Origin of the sequence: Streptomyces sp. NPDC006430, assembly GCF_040612395.1 — a bacterium.
In the GTDB taxonomy this organism is placed as follows: Bacteria; Actinomycetota; Actinomycetes; order Streptomycetales; family Streptomycetaceae; genus Streptomyces.
The window spans coordinates 1-14,371 of sequence record NZ_JBEXQA010000068.1 but is presented as its reverse complement, the minus strand read 5'-3'; the positions used below and the strand labels follow the sequence as shown (position 1 = coordinate 14,371).

14 protein-coding genes and 1 pseudogene are annotated in these 14,371 nt (G+C 68.2%); 11 read left to right on the top strand and 4 right to left on the bottom strand.

Annotated elements, in window-relative coordinates:
- Positions 1-180 precede the first annotated feature (180 nt).
- The gene (locus ABZZ20_RS36270; RefSeq protein ID WP_356877223.1) at positions 181-609 is read left to right on the top strand and encodes a winged helix-turn-helix domain-containing protein; all 429 of its coding nucleotides are present in this window, start codon (positions 181-183) and stop codon (positions 607-609) included.
- A 124-nt stretch (positions 610-733) separates the two neighbouring features.
- Here the strand turns inward: ABZZ20_RS36270 and ABZZ20_RS36265 are convergent, their stop codons facing one another.
- The 4 genes from ABZZ20_RS36265 to ABZZ20_RS36250 all read right to left on the bottom strand — a co-directional run bounded on the left by ABZZ20_RS36265 (position 734) and on the right by ABZZ20_RS36250 (position 7,606).
- Positions 734-919: a hypothetical protein gene (locus tag ABZZ20_RS36265; RefSeq protein ID WP_356877221.1), complete on the bottom strand. Its 186-nt coding sequence runs from the start codon at positions 917-919 to the stop codon at positions 734-736.
- Positions 920-982: 63 nt separating this feature from the next.
- Positions 983-2,920, bottom strand: a complete 1,938-nt coding sequence (locus ABZZ20_RS36260; protein WP_356877219.1) for an amino acid transporter — start codon at positions 2,918-2,920, stop codon at positions 983-985.
- Between the two features lie 389 nt (positions 2,921-3,309).
- On the bottom strand, positions 3,310-5,460 hold the full coding sequence (gene kdpB, locus ABZZ20_RS36255; protein ID WP_356877217.1) for a potassium-transporting ATPase subunit KdpB: 2,151 nt from the start codon (positions 5,458-5,460) through the stop codon (positions 3,310-3,312).
- A gap of 259 nt (positions 5,461-5,719) precedes the next feature.
- Positions 5,720-7,606, bottom strand: a complete 1,887-nt coding sequence (locus tag ABZZ20_RS36250; RefSeq protein WP_356877215.1) for an APC family permease — start codon at positions 7,604-7,606, stop codon at positions 5,720-5,722.
- Between the two features lie 242 nt (positions 7,607-7,848).
- On the opposite strand from ABZZ20_RS36250, the gene kdpF (ABZZ20_RS36245) reads away from it, so the two are divergent.
- From kdpF (ABZZ20_RS36245) to ABZZ20_RS36200, 10 genes and pseudogenes are all read left to right on the top strand, one after another.
- Positions 7,849-7,938: a K(+)-transporting ATPase subunit F gene (gene kdpF / locus ABZZ20_RS36245; protein ID WP_356877213.1), complete on the top strand. Its 90-nt coding sequence runs from the start codon at positions 7,849-7,851 to the stop codon at positions 7,936-7,938.
- A 34-nt stretch (positions 7,939-7,972) separates the two neighbouring features.
- Positions 7,973-8,137 (top strand): hypothetical protein, encoded by a 165-nt coding sequence (locus ABZZ20_RS36240; protein WP_356877211.1) that lies wholly within the window; start codon positions 7,973-7,975, stop codon positions 8,135-8,137.
- A gap of 12 nt (positions 8,138-8,149) precedes the next feature.
- A pseudogene (locus ABZZ20_RS36235) lies at positions 8,150-8,293 on the top strand (DUF4118 domain-containing protein); the annotation flags it as partial.
- 21 nt (positions 8,294-8,314) lie between these two features.
- Positions 8,315-8,725: a hypothetical protein gene (locus tag ABZZ20_RS36230; RefSeq protein ID WP_356877209.1), complete on the top strand. Its 411-nt coding sequence runs from the start codon at positions 8,315-8,317 to the stop codon at positions 8,723-8,725.
- 87 nt (positions 8,726-8,812) lie between these two features.
- Positions 8,813-8,968 carry a hypothetical protein gene (locus tag ABZZ20_RS36225; RefSeq protein WP_008734570.1) on the top strand — a complete coding sequence of 52 codons (156 nt, stop codon included), beginning with the start codon at positions 8,813-8,815 and terminating at the stop codon, positions 8,966-8,968.
- On the top strand, positions 8,965-9,054 hold the full coding sequence (gene kdpF, locus ABZZ20_RS36220; RefSeq protein WP_033223114.1) for a K(+)-transporting ATPase subunit F: 90 nt from the start codon (positions 8,965-8,967) through the stop codon (positions 9,052-9,054). Before ABZZ20_RS36225 ends, kdpF (ABZZ20_RS36220) begins: the two co-directional genes overlap by 4 nt.
- Before the next feature lie 6 nt (positions 9,055-9,060).
- Complete coding sequence (gene kdpA, locus ABZZ20_RS36215; protein ID WP_356877206.1) at positions 9,061-10,725, top strand: potassium-transporting ATPase subunit KdpA; 1,665 nt, start codon at positions 9,061-9,063, stop codon at positions 10,723-10,725.
- The gene (gene kdpB / locus ABZZ20_RS36210; protein WP_356877204.1) at positions 10,722-12,824 is read left to right on the top strand and encodes a potassium-transporting ATPase subunit KdpB; all 2,103 of its coding nucleotides are present in this window, start codon (positions 10,722-10,724) and stop codon (positions 12,822-12,824) included. Before kdpA ends, kdpB (ABZZ20_RS36210) begins: the two co-directional genes overlap by 4 nt.
- A 7-nt stretch (positions 12,825-12,831) precedes the next feature.
- Complete coding sequence (locus ABZZ20_RS36205; protein WP_356877202.1) at positions 12,832-13,548, top strand: potassium-transporting ATPase subunit C; 717 nt, start codon at positions 12,832-12,834, stop codon at positions 13,546-13,548.
- A 125-nt stretch (positions 13,549-13,673) separates the two neighbouring features.
- Complete coding sequence (locus ABZZ20_RS36200; RefSeq protein ID WP_356877200.1) at positions 13,674-14,363, top strand: response regulator; 690 nt, start codon at positions 13,674-13,676, stop codon at positions 14,361-14,363.
- The last annotated feature ends 8 nt before the right edge of the window (positions 14,364-14,371 follow it).

The window sequence follows — 14,371 nt, the reverse complement described above, 5'->3', positions numbered from 1 at the left end:
CGCGGGTCGGCCAGGACCGACCTGACCAGGTCGTATCCGGTGATCATCCAGCCGGGTTTCCCGCCGGGGTGGGTGTAGCGGCTGATGGGGCCGTGTCAGCAGGCGCACCAGGCGACGGTCCAGCGGGCGCGACGTGGCACACCCTCACCCCCGAGCGCGGCCGGAGCACCGGGCGGCGCGATGGAAGAGGAGATCATCGACCTGGCGGTCAGGTCAGGACTGCCGAGGATGACGGCGCGCGTGCACGTCGACCTGTTGCTGTCCGAGGACGGCAGGCGCACCGCGGCCGAACTGACCCGCAGGCTGAAGGTCAGCCCGGCCTCCGTCTCCGTGGCCATGAACTTCCTGGTCCAGCAGGGATACTTCCGGCGCGAACGCGATCCGCAGCGGCGCCGCGACGTCTACGTGGTCGACGACGCGTGGTACCACTCGATCGTGATCAGCTCACGCCAGACGCCCGAGTCGGCGCACGCCGCGACGGCAGCGGCGCAGACCTACGAGCTCGAAAGCCCCGTGAGGCAACGGCTGGCCAAGGTAGGCGCGTTCCTCGAAAAGGTCAGCCTCGACATGATGGAGTCGGCCGACCGATGCCGCCGCCTCCTGGCGTGATGGGTCTCAGCTGAACCATCTGGGCAGCCGGCGGGCCAGTTCCGGCCGATCGTCACCGACCCGTGCCATCTGGCCGCAGCGGCACCGCGGTTCTCAAGCACCACCGCAACCGGGACATCGACAGCTAGGGCCGATAGACGAGCTCGATCACCATCGCTGCGATGACCGCCCAGACCCCGACGGCAAGCAGCCACAGGGCATCGAGGAGCGCGCCGGAGGCGATGACGGTGAGACCGGCCGCCCCGAGGGCGAGTACGGTCTGGCGGATGCCACGATCGGGGCGCCAGGAGATGGTCACAACAGCGAGCATCCCTCCGGATCCTCGCCTGGGCGAGGATCCGGAAGGTTTCCTGTCGGCGTCTTTGCGCCGACGTCAGCCGGCGTGCACGTGCGGGCGCCGGGCGCGGTCCGGTTCGGCCTCGCGGATGACCTCGCGGGTGACGGGGGCGACCTCGCCCTGGCCGAAGAGGAAGAAGCGGAGGAAGTTGGCCATCGGGTTGCCCTCGGTCCACTCGAAGTAGATGTGGGGACGCTGGCCGGTCTCGTCGCGCACGTGCAGGAGTAGCGCCGCCAGCGCGTTGGGGATGCTGGAGCTCTCCAGGGTCAGCACGCGGTAACGGTCATGGAGCACTTCTCCGCGCACCCGCATCCCGGACTCGAACTCGGACGCGTCCAGGACGGTGACCTCGACGAACATGACGTCGTCCTCGGCCGGGATGTCGTTGTCCGCGCGGATCTGCTGCTTCTTCTGCCGGTACTCGTCAAGGTCCCGGCTGTCCGGCTCGTTAGCAATGAAGCGGATCGTCCGGTTGGCGGTGTCGCGGATGAACCGCTGGGCCATGTCGTCGAATTCCATGTGGGTGACGCGCAGCTCGAAAACGCGGGCGAGGCGGGAGAGAAGGGAGAGCGCCATGATGCCGGCGATGAAGCAGGCACCGATCTTCACGCCGTCGGGGCGCTCGGCGACGTTGACGGCGGTGGTGTAGACGAAGACTGCGGAGATCACACCGAAGGCGATCGTCCAGCCCCGCTGGCCGGCCTTCCGAGCGGCGATGGTCACGGCGACCGCCGCCGAGGTGATCAGGACCAGGACACCGGTGGCGTACGCACCGCCCTGCGCGTCCACGTCCGCGTCGAAGATCCAGGTCACCAGGAACGCGATCAGGGTGAAGACGATGACCATCGGGCGCAGGGCGCGGGCCCAGGAGGGGGCCATGCCGTAGCGGGGCAGGTAGCGCGGCATCAGGTTGAGCAGGCCGGCCATGGCCGAGGCGCCGGCGAACCACAGGATGAGGATCGTGGAGATGTCGTAGACGGTGCCGAAGGCCGAGCCCAGGTACTCGTGCGCGAGGTAGGCGAGGGCACGGCCGTTGGCCTCGCCGCCCGGCTGGAACTGGGCGGGCGGGATCAGCAGCGTGGTGATGAAACTGCTGGTGATGAGGAAGACGCTCATGATGAGGGCCGCGGTCGTCAGCAGCTTCTTGGCGCCGCGGATCCGGCCGGCTGGCTTCTCCTCGGTGTCACCGGGGTCGCCCTCGACATGCGGCATGACCGCCACACCGGTCTCGAACCCGGACAGGCCGAGCGCGAGCTTCGGGAACACGACGAGGGCGATGGCGACCATCATGAAGGCGTTGCCGTGTTCGGCGGTCAGAGCCTCCGTCCAGTCGGTGATGACCTGGGGTTCGCTGAGCACCTTCCACAGGCCGACGGCCACGACGACGACGTTCAGCGCGAGGTAGGTGGCCACCAGGACCACGGCCACGCCGATGGCCTCGCTGAAGCCCTTAAGAAACACCGCGCCGAGGAGCGCGATCATGATCAGGGTGATGAGCACCTGGTGGCCGTTGAGGGTGCTGGTGAGGTGCGGGTTCTCCACCAGGTGCGCGGTGGCGTCGGCCGCCGAGAGCGTGATGGTGATGAGGAAGTCCGTCGCCGCGAACCCGAGCAGGGTCAGGACGAACAGCTTGCCCTTCCAGAACGTCAGCAGCCGCTCCAGCATCGCGATCGAGCCCTCGCCGTGCGGGCTCTCCTCGGCGACCCGCCGGTACACCGGCAGGGCGCCGAAGAGGGTCAGCAGCACGAGCACGATGGTCGCCAGCGGCGACAGCAGGCCCGCCGCGAGCGCCGCGATTCCAGGCTGGTAGCCGAGGGTGGAGAAGTAGTCGAGACCCGTGAGGCACATGACACGCCACCAGGGCCGCCCGTGGGGCTGGGCCGCTGTCTCCTTGGCGGCGGGTGAACTGTTCTCGGCGGTCAGGCCTTCCAGCAGCCACGCGCGCAGGCGCGAGGAGCGGGCAGGGGTGGCCATCGTGGGGTGCTCCTGTCGTACGGCAAAGAATCAGCCATCGACATCGACGGCGGAGCAAGCGTACGCAGACTGATCTCTTGCCCGCGGCTGAGCCAATCCTGACACGTCCTTAACGCGTACAGAGCCACCTGTGGCGTAGTGAACGTCTTCGGGCGTAAGTGACAGCAGCCTGCCTGCGGGCAAGCGGGCAAGCGGGCAAGCGGGCAAGCGGGCAAGCGGGCAAGCGGGCAAGCGGGCAAGCGGGCAAGCGGGCAGCAACAGTGTCACGAACGAGGAGCGGGGGCGGCCCGGACGGAGGCCGCCCCCGCAGGGGAACCAGCGAAGTGTGGATCAACGCTGGCCGGCCTGACGCGGCCGTGGTCTTTCCTCTGATGAGCCGTTGCCGAACGTCAGCCGAGGCCGGGGATGGTGGACACCAGGAGGTCGATGAGCTTGATGCCGACGAAGGGCAGGATCAGGCCGCCGAGACCGTAGACGCCGAGATTGCGGCGGAGCAGGTCGTGTGCGGAGGCGGGCTTGTAGCGGACGCCGCGCAGGGCGAGCGGGATGAGGGCGACGATGATCAGGGCGTTGAAGATGATCGCCGAGGTGATCGCGGAGGTGGGGCTGCTCAGGCCCATGATGTTGAGCGCGCCGAGGCCCGGGTAGGCCGAGGCGAACATGGCGGGGATGATCGCGAAGTACTTGGCGACGTCGTTCGTGATGGAGAAAGTGGTGAGCGCGCCCCGGGTGATCAGGAGCTGCTTGCCGATCTCCACGATGTCGATGAGCTTGGTGGGGTTGGAGTCCAGGTCCACCATGTTCCCGGCCTCCTTCGCGGCCGAGGTACCGGTGTTCATGGCCACCCCGACGTCGGCCTGCGCGAGGGCCGGGGCGTCGTTGGTGCCGTCGCCGGTCATCGCGACGAGCTTGCCGCCAGCCTGCTCCCGTTTGATCAGGGCCAGCTTGTCCTCGGGCGTGGCCTCGGCAAGGTACTCGTCCACACCGGCCTCGGCGGCGATGGCGCGGGCCGTCAGTTCGTTGTCGCCGGTCACCATGACCGTACGGATCCCCATGCTCCGCAGCTCCGCGAACCGCTCCCGGATTCCCTCCTTGACGACGTCCTTGAGGTGGATGATGCCGAGAACCCGGGGCCCGTCCCAGTCGTGGACCGCCACCAGCAAAGGGGTTCCGCCGGACTGCGAGACCTGAGCGGACCAGGCCGCGGCCTCCGCCTGTACGGTCCCGCCGCGCATCGCCACCCAGTCCATGACCTCCACCACCGCGCCCTTGCGGATGGCGCAGCCCGCTCCGTTGTCCCAGCTCAAGTTCACGCCGCTCATCCTGGTGCGGGCGCTGAACTCGGTGAAGCGGGGGTTGCTGAGATCCTCGGCGGCGGCCGGCTGGAGCCCGTACTGCTGGGCCAGCGATACAACGGATCGACCTTCTGGGGTCTCGTCGGCGAGGGAGGACAGCTGGGCGGCGTCCGCGAGCTTGATGTGGTCGACGCCGGGGAGCGGGATGAAGGCAGCGGCCTCGCGGTTGCCGTGGGTGATGGTGCCGGTCTTGTCGAGGAGGAGGGTGTTCACGTCGCCGGCGGCCTCGACGGCGCGGCCGCTCATCGCGATGACGTTGCGCTGGACCAGGCGGTCCATGCCGGCGATGCCGATCGCGGAGAGCAGGGCGCCGATCGTGGTCGGGATGAGGGTGACGAGAAGGGCGACCAGGACGGTCGTCGACTGGGCGGCGCCCGCGTAGGCGGCCATCGGCTGGATGCTGACCACGATCAGGATGAAGATGACGGTCAGGGCGGCCAGCAGGATGTTCAGCGCGATCTCGTTCGGAGTCTTCTGCCGGGAGGCGCCCTCGACCAGCGCGATCATCCGGTCGATGAAGCTGTTCCCGGAGCGCGAGGTGACCCGCACGACGATCGAGTCCGAGAGGACGGTCGTGCCCCCGGTGACACCGGACCGGTCACCGCCCGATTCCCGGAGCACCGGGGCCGATTCACCGGTGACGGCCGACTCGTCCACCATCGCAGCACCGTCGACCACATCCCCGTCGGCCGGGACGAGCTCCCCCGCTTCGACGAGGACGAAGTCGAACGGCTGGAGCTCGGCCGGGGTCACCACCTCGGTCTCGGCGCTGCGCAGGTTCGTCCCGTACGTCCAGTGCTTCAGCCGCAGCGCGACCGTGTCCGTGCGCGCCTTGCGCAGCGATTCGGCTTGGGCGCGGCCGCGGCCCTCGGCGACGGCCTCGGCGAGGTTGGCGAAGAGGACCGTCAGCCACAGCCAGACGCTGATCACCCAGGTGAAGACGGACGGGTGGATGAGCGCCGAGAGCGTGGTCAGGACCGATCCGACCGCGACGACGAACAGCACCGGCTTCTTCACCAGCTCACGCGGATGGAGTTTGGCAACGGCCTCCCGGGTCGAGGTGGCGAGGAGCTCGGGCTCCAGCACGTTCACCTGGCCGAAGCGTTTCCGGGACGGCCGGTCGACCGGGGTCCGCGAGGGGGTGCCGAGATCCGGGGGAACGTGCTGCGCGGCGGCGGGAGGCATGAAGCGACCTTCTGGTGAGTTCGGCTGGGCACCCCCTGCCGGCAAGGTCGGGCAAGGACTGGGTGCGCGTGAGGGGTGTCGCCGCCGGGGACTGTCTCGCATGGACCCCCTCGGCCGTCATGTGAGTAGTCGAGCTCCCCGCCGGCGCAACAGGCAGGAAACTACTGCCCGTTCCAGAGGAAAACCCCATGTGTGCGGGGGAATTGGCACCTTCTTGACGGCGACGCACGAGACGCGTCAAGCCACCGTCAACGGCACGTCAACACACGTCGGAGGTGATGCGGAAGCGCAGTCGGCAGATGACGGCGTCGGTATCGCGGCGTACCGCGTGGGCGACGACGGAGCCGCGCTGGTTCTGCAGCATCCGCTGCCACAGGTGGGCGGGTTCGGTTTCCGGGATGAGGACGGTGACCTGGGCGTCCGGGTGTGCCTGCGTCAGCTCGCGCACGTACGCCGACACCGGGCGGCCGAGCGAACGGGTATCGGAGGAGACTTCGATCAGCTCGACGCCCGGCTTCCACAACTCCCAGTCCCGGCAGAGCGCTTCGGCTGCCTGCCGGTCCTCCGGCCCGGAGTGGGTGACGGTCACGGCGAGGACCTCGTCGCCGAGCGAGCGGGCAGCGGTGAGCGCCTGGCAGGTCAGGCGGGACAGCCCTGAGACGGGCACGACGACCAGGGAGCGGGAGCGCTGGGGAGCCTGAGGGATACGGCCGAGTTCCAGGCGTTCGCCGATCTGTGCGTAGGCGCAGTGGATCTTCTCGAACGCGAGGACGATCAGCGGCAGGGCGAGCACGATCAGCCAGGCACCTTCGGTGAACTTGGTGGCGGTCACGACGATCGCCGAGACTCCGGTGAGCAGTGCGCCGAAGCCGTTGAGGGCGGTCTTGGCCTGCCAGCCCTTGGGCCGCTCGCCGAACCAGTGCCGGACCATGCCGACCTGGCAGATGGTGAAGCCGACGAAGACGCCGATCGCGAAGAGCGGGACGAGGGTGTTGGTGTCGCCGCCGGAGAACACCAGCAGAGCACTCGACACGAGCGCGAGCCACACCACGCCGTGGCGGTGTACCTGGCGGTCCGCCTTGAGGGCGAACAGGTGCGGCAGGTAGTTGTCGCGTGCCAGCAGACTCATCAGGACGGGCAGCCCGCCGAAGGAGGTGTTCGCGGCGAGCGCCAGCAGCGCCATGGTGGCGAACTGGACGACGTAGAAGGCGGCGTTGTGGCCGAACGAGGCGTCCGCGAGCTGGGCCAGGACGGTGACGCCCTCCACGGGCTGGAGGTGGAAGCGGCCGATCAGGACCGACAGCCCGATCAGCATGACACCGAGGAGAGCGCCGAGCGCCACTTCGGTGCGCTGGGCCCGCCGGGCCGCCGGGGCGCGGAAGGACGGGACGGCATTGGCCACGGCTTCAACGCCGGTCAGGGCGGAGCAACCGGCCGCGAAGGCCTTCAGCAGCAACAGCGCGCCGACGGTGGTGGCGCCTTCCCCGAGTGCGGAGGCGTGTCCGGCGGCCGAAGCGGTGCTGACCGGGCCGTCACGGAACAGACCGACCACGACCATGGCAAGGATCGAGCCCACGAACACGGCGGTCGGCACGAGGAACGCCTTGGCGGATTCCACGACCCCGCGCAGGTTCACCGCCGTGACCAGGACCAGCACCCCGAGGCAGATCCACACCCGTTCCCCGTACAGCTCCGGGAAGGCCGAGGTCAGGGCGGCGACGCCGGCGGTGACGGAGACGGCCACGTTCAGCACGTAGTCGAGGATCAGCGAGGCCGCGGCCACCAGGCTGGCGCGTCGGCCGAGGTGCTTCTTGGCGACGGCGTACGAGCCGCCACCGTCCGGGAACGCGGCGATGACCTGCCGGTACGAGGCCACCAGAACGGCCAGGAGCGTCGCGATCGCCAGGGTGACGGGGAGGGTGAACCCGAGGCCGTACGCACCGGCCGCCGCCAGCACCAGCACGATCGACTCGGGTCCGTACGCGACGGAGGCCATCGCGTCCAGCGACAGCGCGGCCAGGCCCTGGAGTGCGGTCAGCCGGTGTCGGTCCCCCGGCTCGGGAGGCGTCCGTACGCCGGTATCAGGAGGCTCCTCCGCTCCCGGGGCCTGTTCTGCCGCGGTCGTCTTGCCCATGTCTATGGCCATCTTCGCTGTTCCTCCGATTGGACAAAGTGAGGACAGCGTCGGGATGGCATGGCCGAATGACCAGTGCTCTTGGCGGAATCCATACGACCGCCGCCGCACTCTTCACGCACTCCTGACGCCGGGGTCGGTATGTCGTATGAGGTGCGTCAAGACCGCGCCAGAGCGCGTGGCTCCTTCTCCGACCGGGGGCAGGCTTGATGTGGGCGACTCATGCCCGACGGAATCGCAAGGAGTACACACTGATGGACGCGGAAAACGTGGTCGGGCTCACCGTCGCCGTCGCTCTGCTCACCTATCTCGTGGCAGCACTGATCAAGCCCGAGAGGTTCTGATTCAAGATCGTCGCGTCCGGACAGGAGGCCTCACATGTCCGGGTACCGGTTCCACGACCGTGCGGTCCTGCTCGCGGCCCTCGTGGTCCCCTTCATCGTCGCGCTCGCGCTCGTTCCGTTCCGTACGGATCTTTCGGCAACGAACGAGGCTCTGATCATGGTCGTCGCCGTGGTTGCGGTCGCCGCCCTCGGCACTTGAGCGGCCGGTGCGCTGGCCGCACTCTCTGCGGCCGCCTGGTTCGATTTCTTCCTGACCAGGCCCTACCAGCAGTTCACCATCGCCGACGGTGACGAGATCCAGACAGCCGTCCTCCTGCTCGTCGTCGGGCTGATCGTCTCACAGCTGGCCGTACGCGTACGGCGGCTCCGGACCGTCGTGGTCACCGACGCCGCGCACCTGTCCAGCCTCCAGGGAACCGCTCGACTGGTCGAGGAAGGCAGCTCGCCGGAGGCGGTGGTCGAGTACGTACGCCGCGAGCTCGTCGGCCTGCTGGGCCTGCGCGGCTGCCGCTTCGAGTACGGAAGGCTCCTCGGGGACCGGCCGCGCCTACAGCACGACGGCGGACTGTGGCTGCGCAGCGGCAGCCACATCACCGAGTACGCCGACTGGCCGGACGGGGAGACCGAACTGCGCGTCGTCGGCGGCGGCCACTACTACGGCCGCTTCCTCCTCGACCCGCTCCCGAACCGCCCCCTGCCCCCCGAAGAGGCCCGCCTGGTGGCTGTCGCGCTGGCCGCGCAAGCCGGCGCCGCCTTGGACACGGCCGGCCTGTCCCACCAGGGCTGACCCTCGATTCGTGGCCTCACGCGTAAGTGTGGCGTTAAGAGTTCCCCTGCGCCCGTATGGACCCCGTCAAGGTGTCTTAACGCCGGGATGAAGACACGGTTATCTCGTCATCGGCCATCTGGCCGATTCATTTCCTCCCTCTTCATCCAGGAGCTCACGGTGGCCGATCTGGCCTTCGTCGTCACCACGGTCGCGGTGTTCGCGCTGGTGGCTCTCATCGCCCGGGGGGTGACCAAGCTGTGAACGCCGAAAACATCATCGGCCTCGTCGTGGCCGTCTCCCTGCTCGGATACCTCGTCCTCGCCCTTGTGTACCCGGAGAGGTTCTAGCCACCGATGAGTCCCGTTCTCGCTGGTGTGCTCCAGCTCCTCGCGCTGATCGCCGCGCTCGCGCTGGCCTACCGCCCGCTGGGCGACTACATGGCCCGCGTCTACTCCTCCGAGAAGCACTACAAGCCGGAGAAGTGGATCTACAAGGCCATCGGCGCCAACCCCACCGCCGAGATGCGCTGGCCCGCCTACCTGCGCGCCGTCCTCGCCTTCTCCGCCGTGAGCGTCCTCTTCCTCTACGCCCTCCAGCGCGCCCAGGGCATCCTGCCCGGCTCCCTCGGCTTCCAGGCCATCGACCCCGACCAGGCGTTCAACACCGCCGCGTCCTTCGTGGCGAACACCAACTGGCAGTCGTACTACGGCGAGCAGGCCATGGGCCACGTCGTGCAGACCGGCGGCCTCGCGGTGCAGAACTTCGTCTCGGCCGCGGTCGGCATGGCCGTCGCCGTCGCCCTCGTACGGGGCTTCGCGCGCTCCCGCACCGGCGAGCTCGGCAACTTCTGGGTCGACCTGGTCCGCGGCACCGTCCGCATCCTGCTTCCCATTGCCGTCCTCGGCGCGATCGTCCTGGTCGCCTGCGGCGCCATCCAGAACTTCGCCGGCATCCACGAGGTCGGCCAGTTCATGGGCGGCACGCAGCAGTGGAACGGCGGCGCGGTCGCCTCGCAGGAGGTCATCAAGGAGCTGGGCACCAACGGCGGCGGTTACTTCAACGCCAACTCGGCCCACCCGTTCGAGAACCCCACCCCGTTCTCGAACCTGTTCGAGATCTTCCTGATCCTGGTCATCCCGTTCGCGCTGACCCGGACCTTCGGCCGCATGGTCGGAAACCTGCGCCAGGGCTACGCGATCCTCGCGACGATGGCGATCATCTGGCTCGGTTTCACCGCTCTGATGATGTGGACCGAGTTCGCGGGTAAGGGCCCGGCCTTCGAGGTCTCCGGCGGCGCGATGGAAGGCAAGGAGACCCGCTTCGGCATTGGTGCCTCCGCGATCTTCTCGGTCGCGACCACGCTGACCTCGACCGGTGCGGTCAACTCCTTCCACTCCTCCTTCACCGGCTTCGGCGGCGGCATCCAGCTGCTGGGCATGCAGCTCGGCGAGATCGCGCCCGGCGGCGTCGGTTCGGGTCTCTACGGCATGCTGATCATGGCGATCATCGCGGTGTTCATCGCCGGACTGATGGTCGGCCGCACCCCCGAGTACCTCGGCAAGAAGATCGGCACCCGCGAGATCAAGCTCGCCGCCTGCTACATCCTCATCACCCCCGCCCTCGTGCTGTGCTTCACCGCAGCCGCGATGGCCCTGCCCACCCCGCCGCACTCGATGCTGAACTCCGGCGCGCACGGCTTCTCCGAGGTGCTGTACGCCTACACCTCCGGCGCCAACAACAACGGCTCCGCTTTCGCCGGCCTGAACGCCGACACCCAGTGGTTCAACAGCACCATCGGCATCGCGATGCTGCTCGGCCGTTTCCTGCCCATGGTGTTCGTCCTGGCGCTGGCCGGCTCGCTCGCCGAGCAGAAGCCCGTCCCGGAGACGGCGGGCACGCTCCGTACGGACAAGCCGCTCTACACCGGCCTGCTCGTCGGCACGATCCTCATCATCACCGGTCTGACCTACTTCCCGGCCCTGGCGCTGGGACCGCTCGCCGAAGGGCTCGCATCATGAGCACCGCCACACCCACCAGGGCTCCGCACGACGACCTGCCAACCGGCCACAAGCCGCCCGCCGGGCGCGTGGGCGGTGGTCTCTTCGACCCGAAGCAGCTGCTGAAGTCCTTCCCGGACGCGGTGCGCAAGCTCGACCCCCGGGTCATGATCAAGTCGCCGGTCATGTTCGTCGTCCTGATCGGATCGGTGGTCACCACCGTCCTCGCGCTGAAGGACCCGACCGATTGGTTCGGCTGGGCCATCACCGCCTGGCTGTGGCTGACCACGATCTTTGCCAACCTCGCCGAGGCCGTGGCCGAGGGCCGCGGCAAGGCCCAGGCCGACACCCTGCGCAAGGCCAAGACCGACTCCGTCGCCCGCCGCCTGACCAAGGACGGCGGCGAGGAGCAGGTCCCCGGCACCGAGCTGCGCATCGGCGACCTGGTGGTCTGCGAGGCGGGAGACATCATCCCCGGCGACGGTGACGTCGTCGAGGGCGTCGCCTCCGTCGACGAGTCCGCCATCACCGGCGAGTCCGCTCCTGTGATCCGCGAGTCGGGCGGCGACCGCTCGGCCGTCACCGGTGGTACGAAGGTGCTGTCCGACCGGATCGTCATCAAGATCACGACGAAGCCGGGTGAGACGTTCATCGACCGGATGATCGCCCTGGTCGAGGGCGCGGCCCGGCAGAAGACGCCGAACGAGATCGCGCTGAACATCCTGCTCGCCTCGCTGACGATCGTCTTCCTGCTCGCGGTCGTCACCCTGCAGCCGTTCGCGATCTACGCGGGCGCCGAGCAGTCGATGATCGTGCTCACGGCACTGCTCGTCTGCCTGATCCCGACCACCATCGGAGCGCTGCTCTCCGCGATCGGCATCGCGGGCATGGACCGCCTGGTCCAGCGCAACGTCCTGGCCATGTCCGGCCGGGCCGTCGAAGCCGCAGGCGACGTCTCCACCCTCCTGCTCGACAAGACCGGCACCATCACCCTCGGCAACCGCCAGGCCTCCGAGTTCGTCCCCGTCAAGGGCACCACCGAGGCCGAACTGGCCGACGCCGCCCAGCTCTCCTCCCTCGCGGACGAGACCCCCGAGGGCCGCTCCATCGTCGTACTGGCGAAGGAGAAGTACGGGCTGCGCGAACGCCACCAGGGCGAGCTGGCCCACGCCGAGTGGATCGCCTTCACCGCCCAGACCCGTATGTCGGGCGTGGACGTGGACGGCAAGGAGACCCGCAAGGGCGCTGCCGGTTCGGTCATCACCTGGGTCAAGGAACAGGGCGGCCAGGTCTCCGACGACGCCGACCTCCTCGCCAACAAGATCTCGGAAGCCGGCGGCACGCCGCTACTGGTCGCCGTCAAGGACGAGAAGGGCGCCCGGATCCTGGGTGTCATCCACCTCAAGGACGTGGTCAAGGAGGGCATGCGGGAGCGGTTCGACGAGCTCCGCCGCATGGGCATCAAGACCGTCATGATCACGGGTGACAACCCGCTGACAGCCAAGGCCATCGCGGAAGAAGCGGGCGTGGACGACTTCCTCGCGGAAGCGACGCCCGAGGACAAGATGGCCCTCATCAAGCGGGAGCAGGCCGGCGGCAAGCTCGTCGCGATGACGGGTGACGGCACGAACGACGCCCCGGCGCTCGCGCAGGCCGACGTAGGCGTCGCGATGAACACGGGAACCTCGGCCGCCAAGGAAGCCGGGAACATGGTGGACCTCGACTCCAACCCCACCAAGCTCATCGAGATCGTCGAGATCGGCAAGCAGCTCCTCATCACCCGGGGCGCCCTGACCACCTTCTCCATCGCCAACGACGTCGCGAAGTACTTCGCGATCATCCCGGCCATGTTCGCCGTGGTCTACCCGGGCCTCGACAAGCTCAACATCATGGGCCTGACCTCGCCCGAATCGGCGATCCTCTCCGCGGTCATCTTCAACGCGCTGATCATCATCGCGCTCGTACCACTCGCCCTCAAGGGCGTCCAGTACAAGCCGACCAGCGCCGACAAGATGCTCCGCCGCAACCTGGGGCTGTACGGCGTGGGCGGTCTGATCGCCCCATTCATCGGCATCAAGATCATCGACATGCTCATCTCCCTCATCCCCGGAATCGGCTGAGACGACAATGAACAACTCTGTAGGAAACACGGCACGGTTGATCGGTGCGGGCCTGCGTGCCCTGCTCGTCCTGACCGTGATCTGCGGGGTCATCTACCCGCTGGCCGTCACCGGCGTCGCCCAGGCCCTGTTCAACGACAAGGCCAACGGCTCCGAGACCAAGGACAAGAGCGGCCAGGTCGTCGGATCCTCCCTCATCGGCCAGACCTACAACCTGCCGAAGAAGGACCCCAACGACGCCGAGGAGGCGGCAAAGCCGGACCTCAAGTGGTTCCAGCCGCGCCCGTCCAACGGTCTGGGCAGCAACAGCGTCAACACCCAGTACTCGCTGATCCTGTCCGGCGCCACCAACCGCTCCGCCGACAACGGCGCCGTGGGCGGCAAGTGCACCAAGGACGCGGAGGAGGGCTCCCTCTGCGCCCAGGTCCTCGCCGCCAAGGACGCCGTCGTCACTGACAACTCCACCGCCTCCTACCAGGTCAAGCCGGAAGACGTGCCGGCCGATGCCGTCACCTCCTCCGGCTCCGGCCTCGACCCGACCATCTCCCCGGAGTACGCCAAGCTCCAGGTCCACCGGGTCGCCGAGCGGAACAAGCTCGACGTTAAGCAGGTCGAGAAGCTGGTCGAGGACCACACCGAGGGCCGCACGCTCGGCTTCATGGGCGAGCCCCGCGTCAACGTCCTTGAGCTCAACATCGCCCTGAAGGCGCTGTCCAAGAGCTGAGGTCCGCATCCGCACGGACTGCGAGTCGGCGGGGCACGGAGCTCCCCCAGCCACCACTGGGAGGTGCCCCCAGCGCCCCGCCGGCTTCCTGCCGTGCCCCTCACGAACGGAAAGGCTGCACACCGATGACCCGGGTGCTGGTGGTGGAGGACGACCCTCAGCTCGTCCGCGCGCTGAAGATCAATCTCCAGGCGCGCAATTTCGAGGTCGAAGAGGCTTCAGACGGCGGATCGGCCCTGCGGCTCGCGGCCGCCCGCAAGCCGGATGTCATAGTGCTGGACCTCGGGCTGCCCGACATGGACGGCATCGACGTCATCAAGGGTGTCCGCGACTGGAGCAAGGTCCCCATCCTGGTCCTGTCCGCACGCCACACGTCGGAGGACAAGATCAGGGCCTTGGACGCCGGCGCCGATGACTACGTGACGAAACCGTTCAGCATGGACGAGCTCCTGGCCCGGCTCCGGGCAGCTGCCCGGAGACAGGAAACACCAGAAGCTTCACAGGCTGACGAAGTCGCCGTGGTCACAACCGACGAGTTCACCGTTGACCTGGTCGCGAAGAAGGTGCGACGGGGCGAGCGCACCGTACGGCTGACCCCGACCGAGTGGCAGCTGCTGGAGATCCTCATCACCCACCCGGGTCGATTGATCACGCAGGGGCAGCTCCTCTTGGAGGTCTGGGGGCCGACCTACGGGGAGAACACCAACTACCTGCGGGTCTACATGGCTCAGCTACGGCGCAAACTGGAAGCGGACCCCTCGCACCCCCGGTATTTGATCACCGAGCCGGGCATGGGCTACCGCTTCGAACCCTGATCACCTGC

Coding starts and splice junctions, on each gene's coding strand:
- ABZZ20_RS36270 (WP_356877223.1), top strand. CDS start 181: ATGGAAGAGGAGATCATCGACCTGGCGGTCAGGTCAGGACTGCCGAGG.
- ABZZ20_RS36265 (WP_356877221.1), bottom strand. CDS start 919: ATGCTCGCTGTTGTGACCATCTCCTGGCGCCCCGATCGTGGCATCCGC.
- ABZZ20_RS36260 (WP_356877219.1), bottom strand. CDS start 2,920: ATGGCCACCCCTGCCCGCTCCTCGCGCCTGCGCGCGTGGCTGCTGGAA.
- kdpB (WP_356877217.1), bottom strand. CDS start 5,460: ATGCCTCCCGCCGCCGCGCAGCACGTTCCCCCGGATCTCGGCACCCCC.
- ABZZ20_RS36250 (WP_356877215.1), bottom strand. CDS start 7,606: ATGGCCATAGACATGGGCAAGACGACCGCGGCAGAACAGGCCCCGGGA.
- kdpF (WP_356877213.1), top strand. CDS start 7,849: ATGGACGCGGAAAACGTGGTCGGGCTCACCGTCGCCGTCGCTCTGCTC.
- ABZZ20_RS36240 (WP_356877211.1), top strand. CDS start 7,973: ATGTCCGGGTACCGGTTCCACGACCGTGCGGTCCTGCTCGCGGCCCTC.
- ABZZ20_RS36225 (WP_008734570.1), top strand. CDS start 8,813: ATGAAGACACGGTTATCTCGTCATCGGCCATCTGGCCGATTCATTTCC.
- kdpA (WP_356877206.1), top strand. CDS start 9,061: ATGAGTCCCGTTCTCGCTGGTGTGCTCCAGCTCCTCGCGCTGATCGCC.
- kdpB (WP_356877204.1), top strand. CDS start 10,722: ATGAGCACCGCCACACCCACCAGGGCTCCGCACGACGACCTGCCAACC.
- ABZZ20_RS36205 (WP_356877202.1), top strand. CDS start 12,832: ATGAACAACTCTGTAGGAAACACGGCACGGTTGATCGGTGCGGGCCTG.
- ABZZ20_RS36200 (WP_356877200.1), top strand. CDS start 13,674: ATGACCCGGGTGCTGGTGGTGGAGGACGACCCTCAGCTCGTCCGCGCG.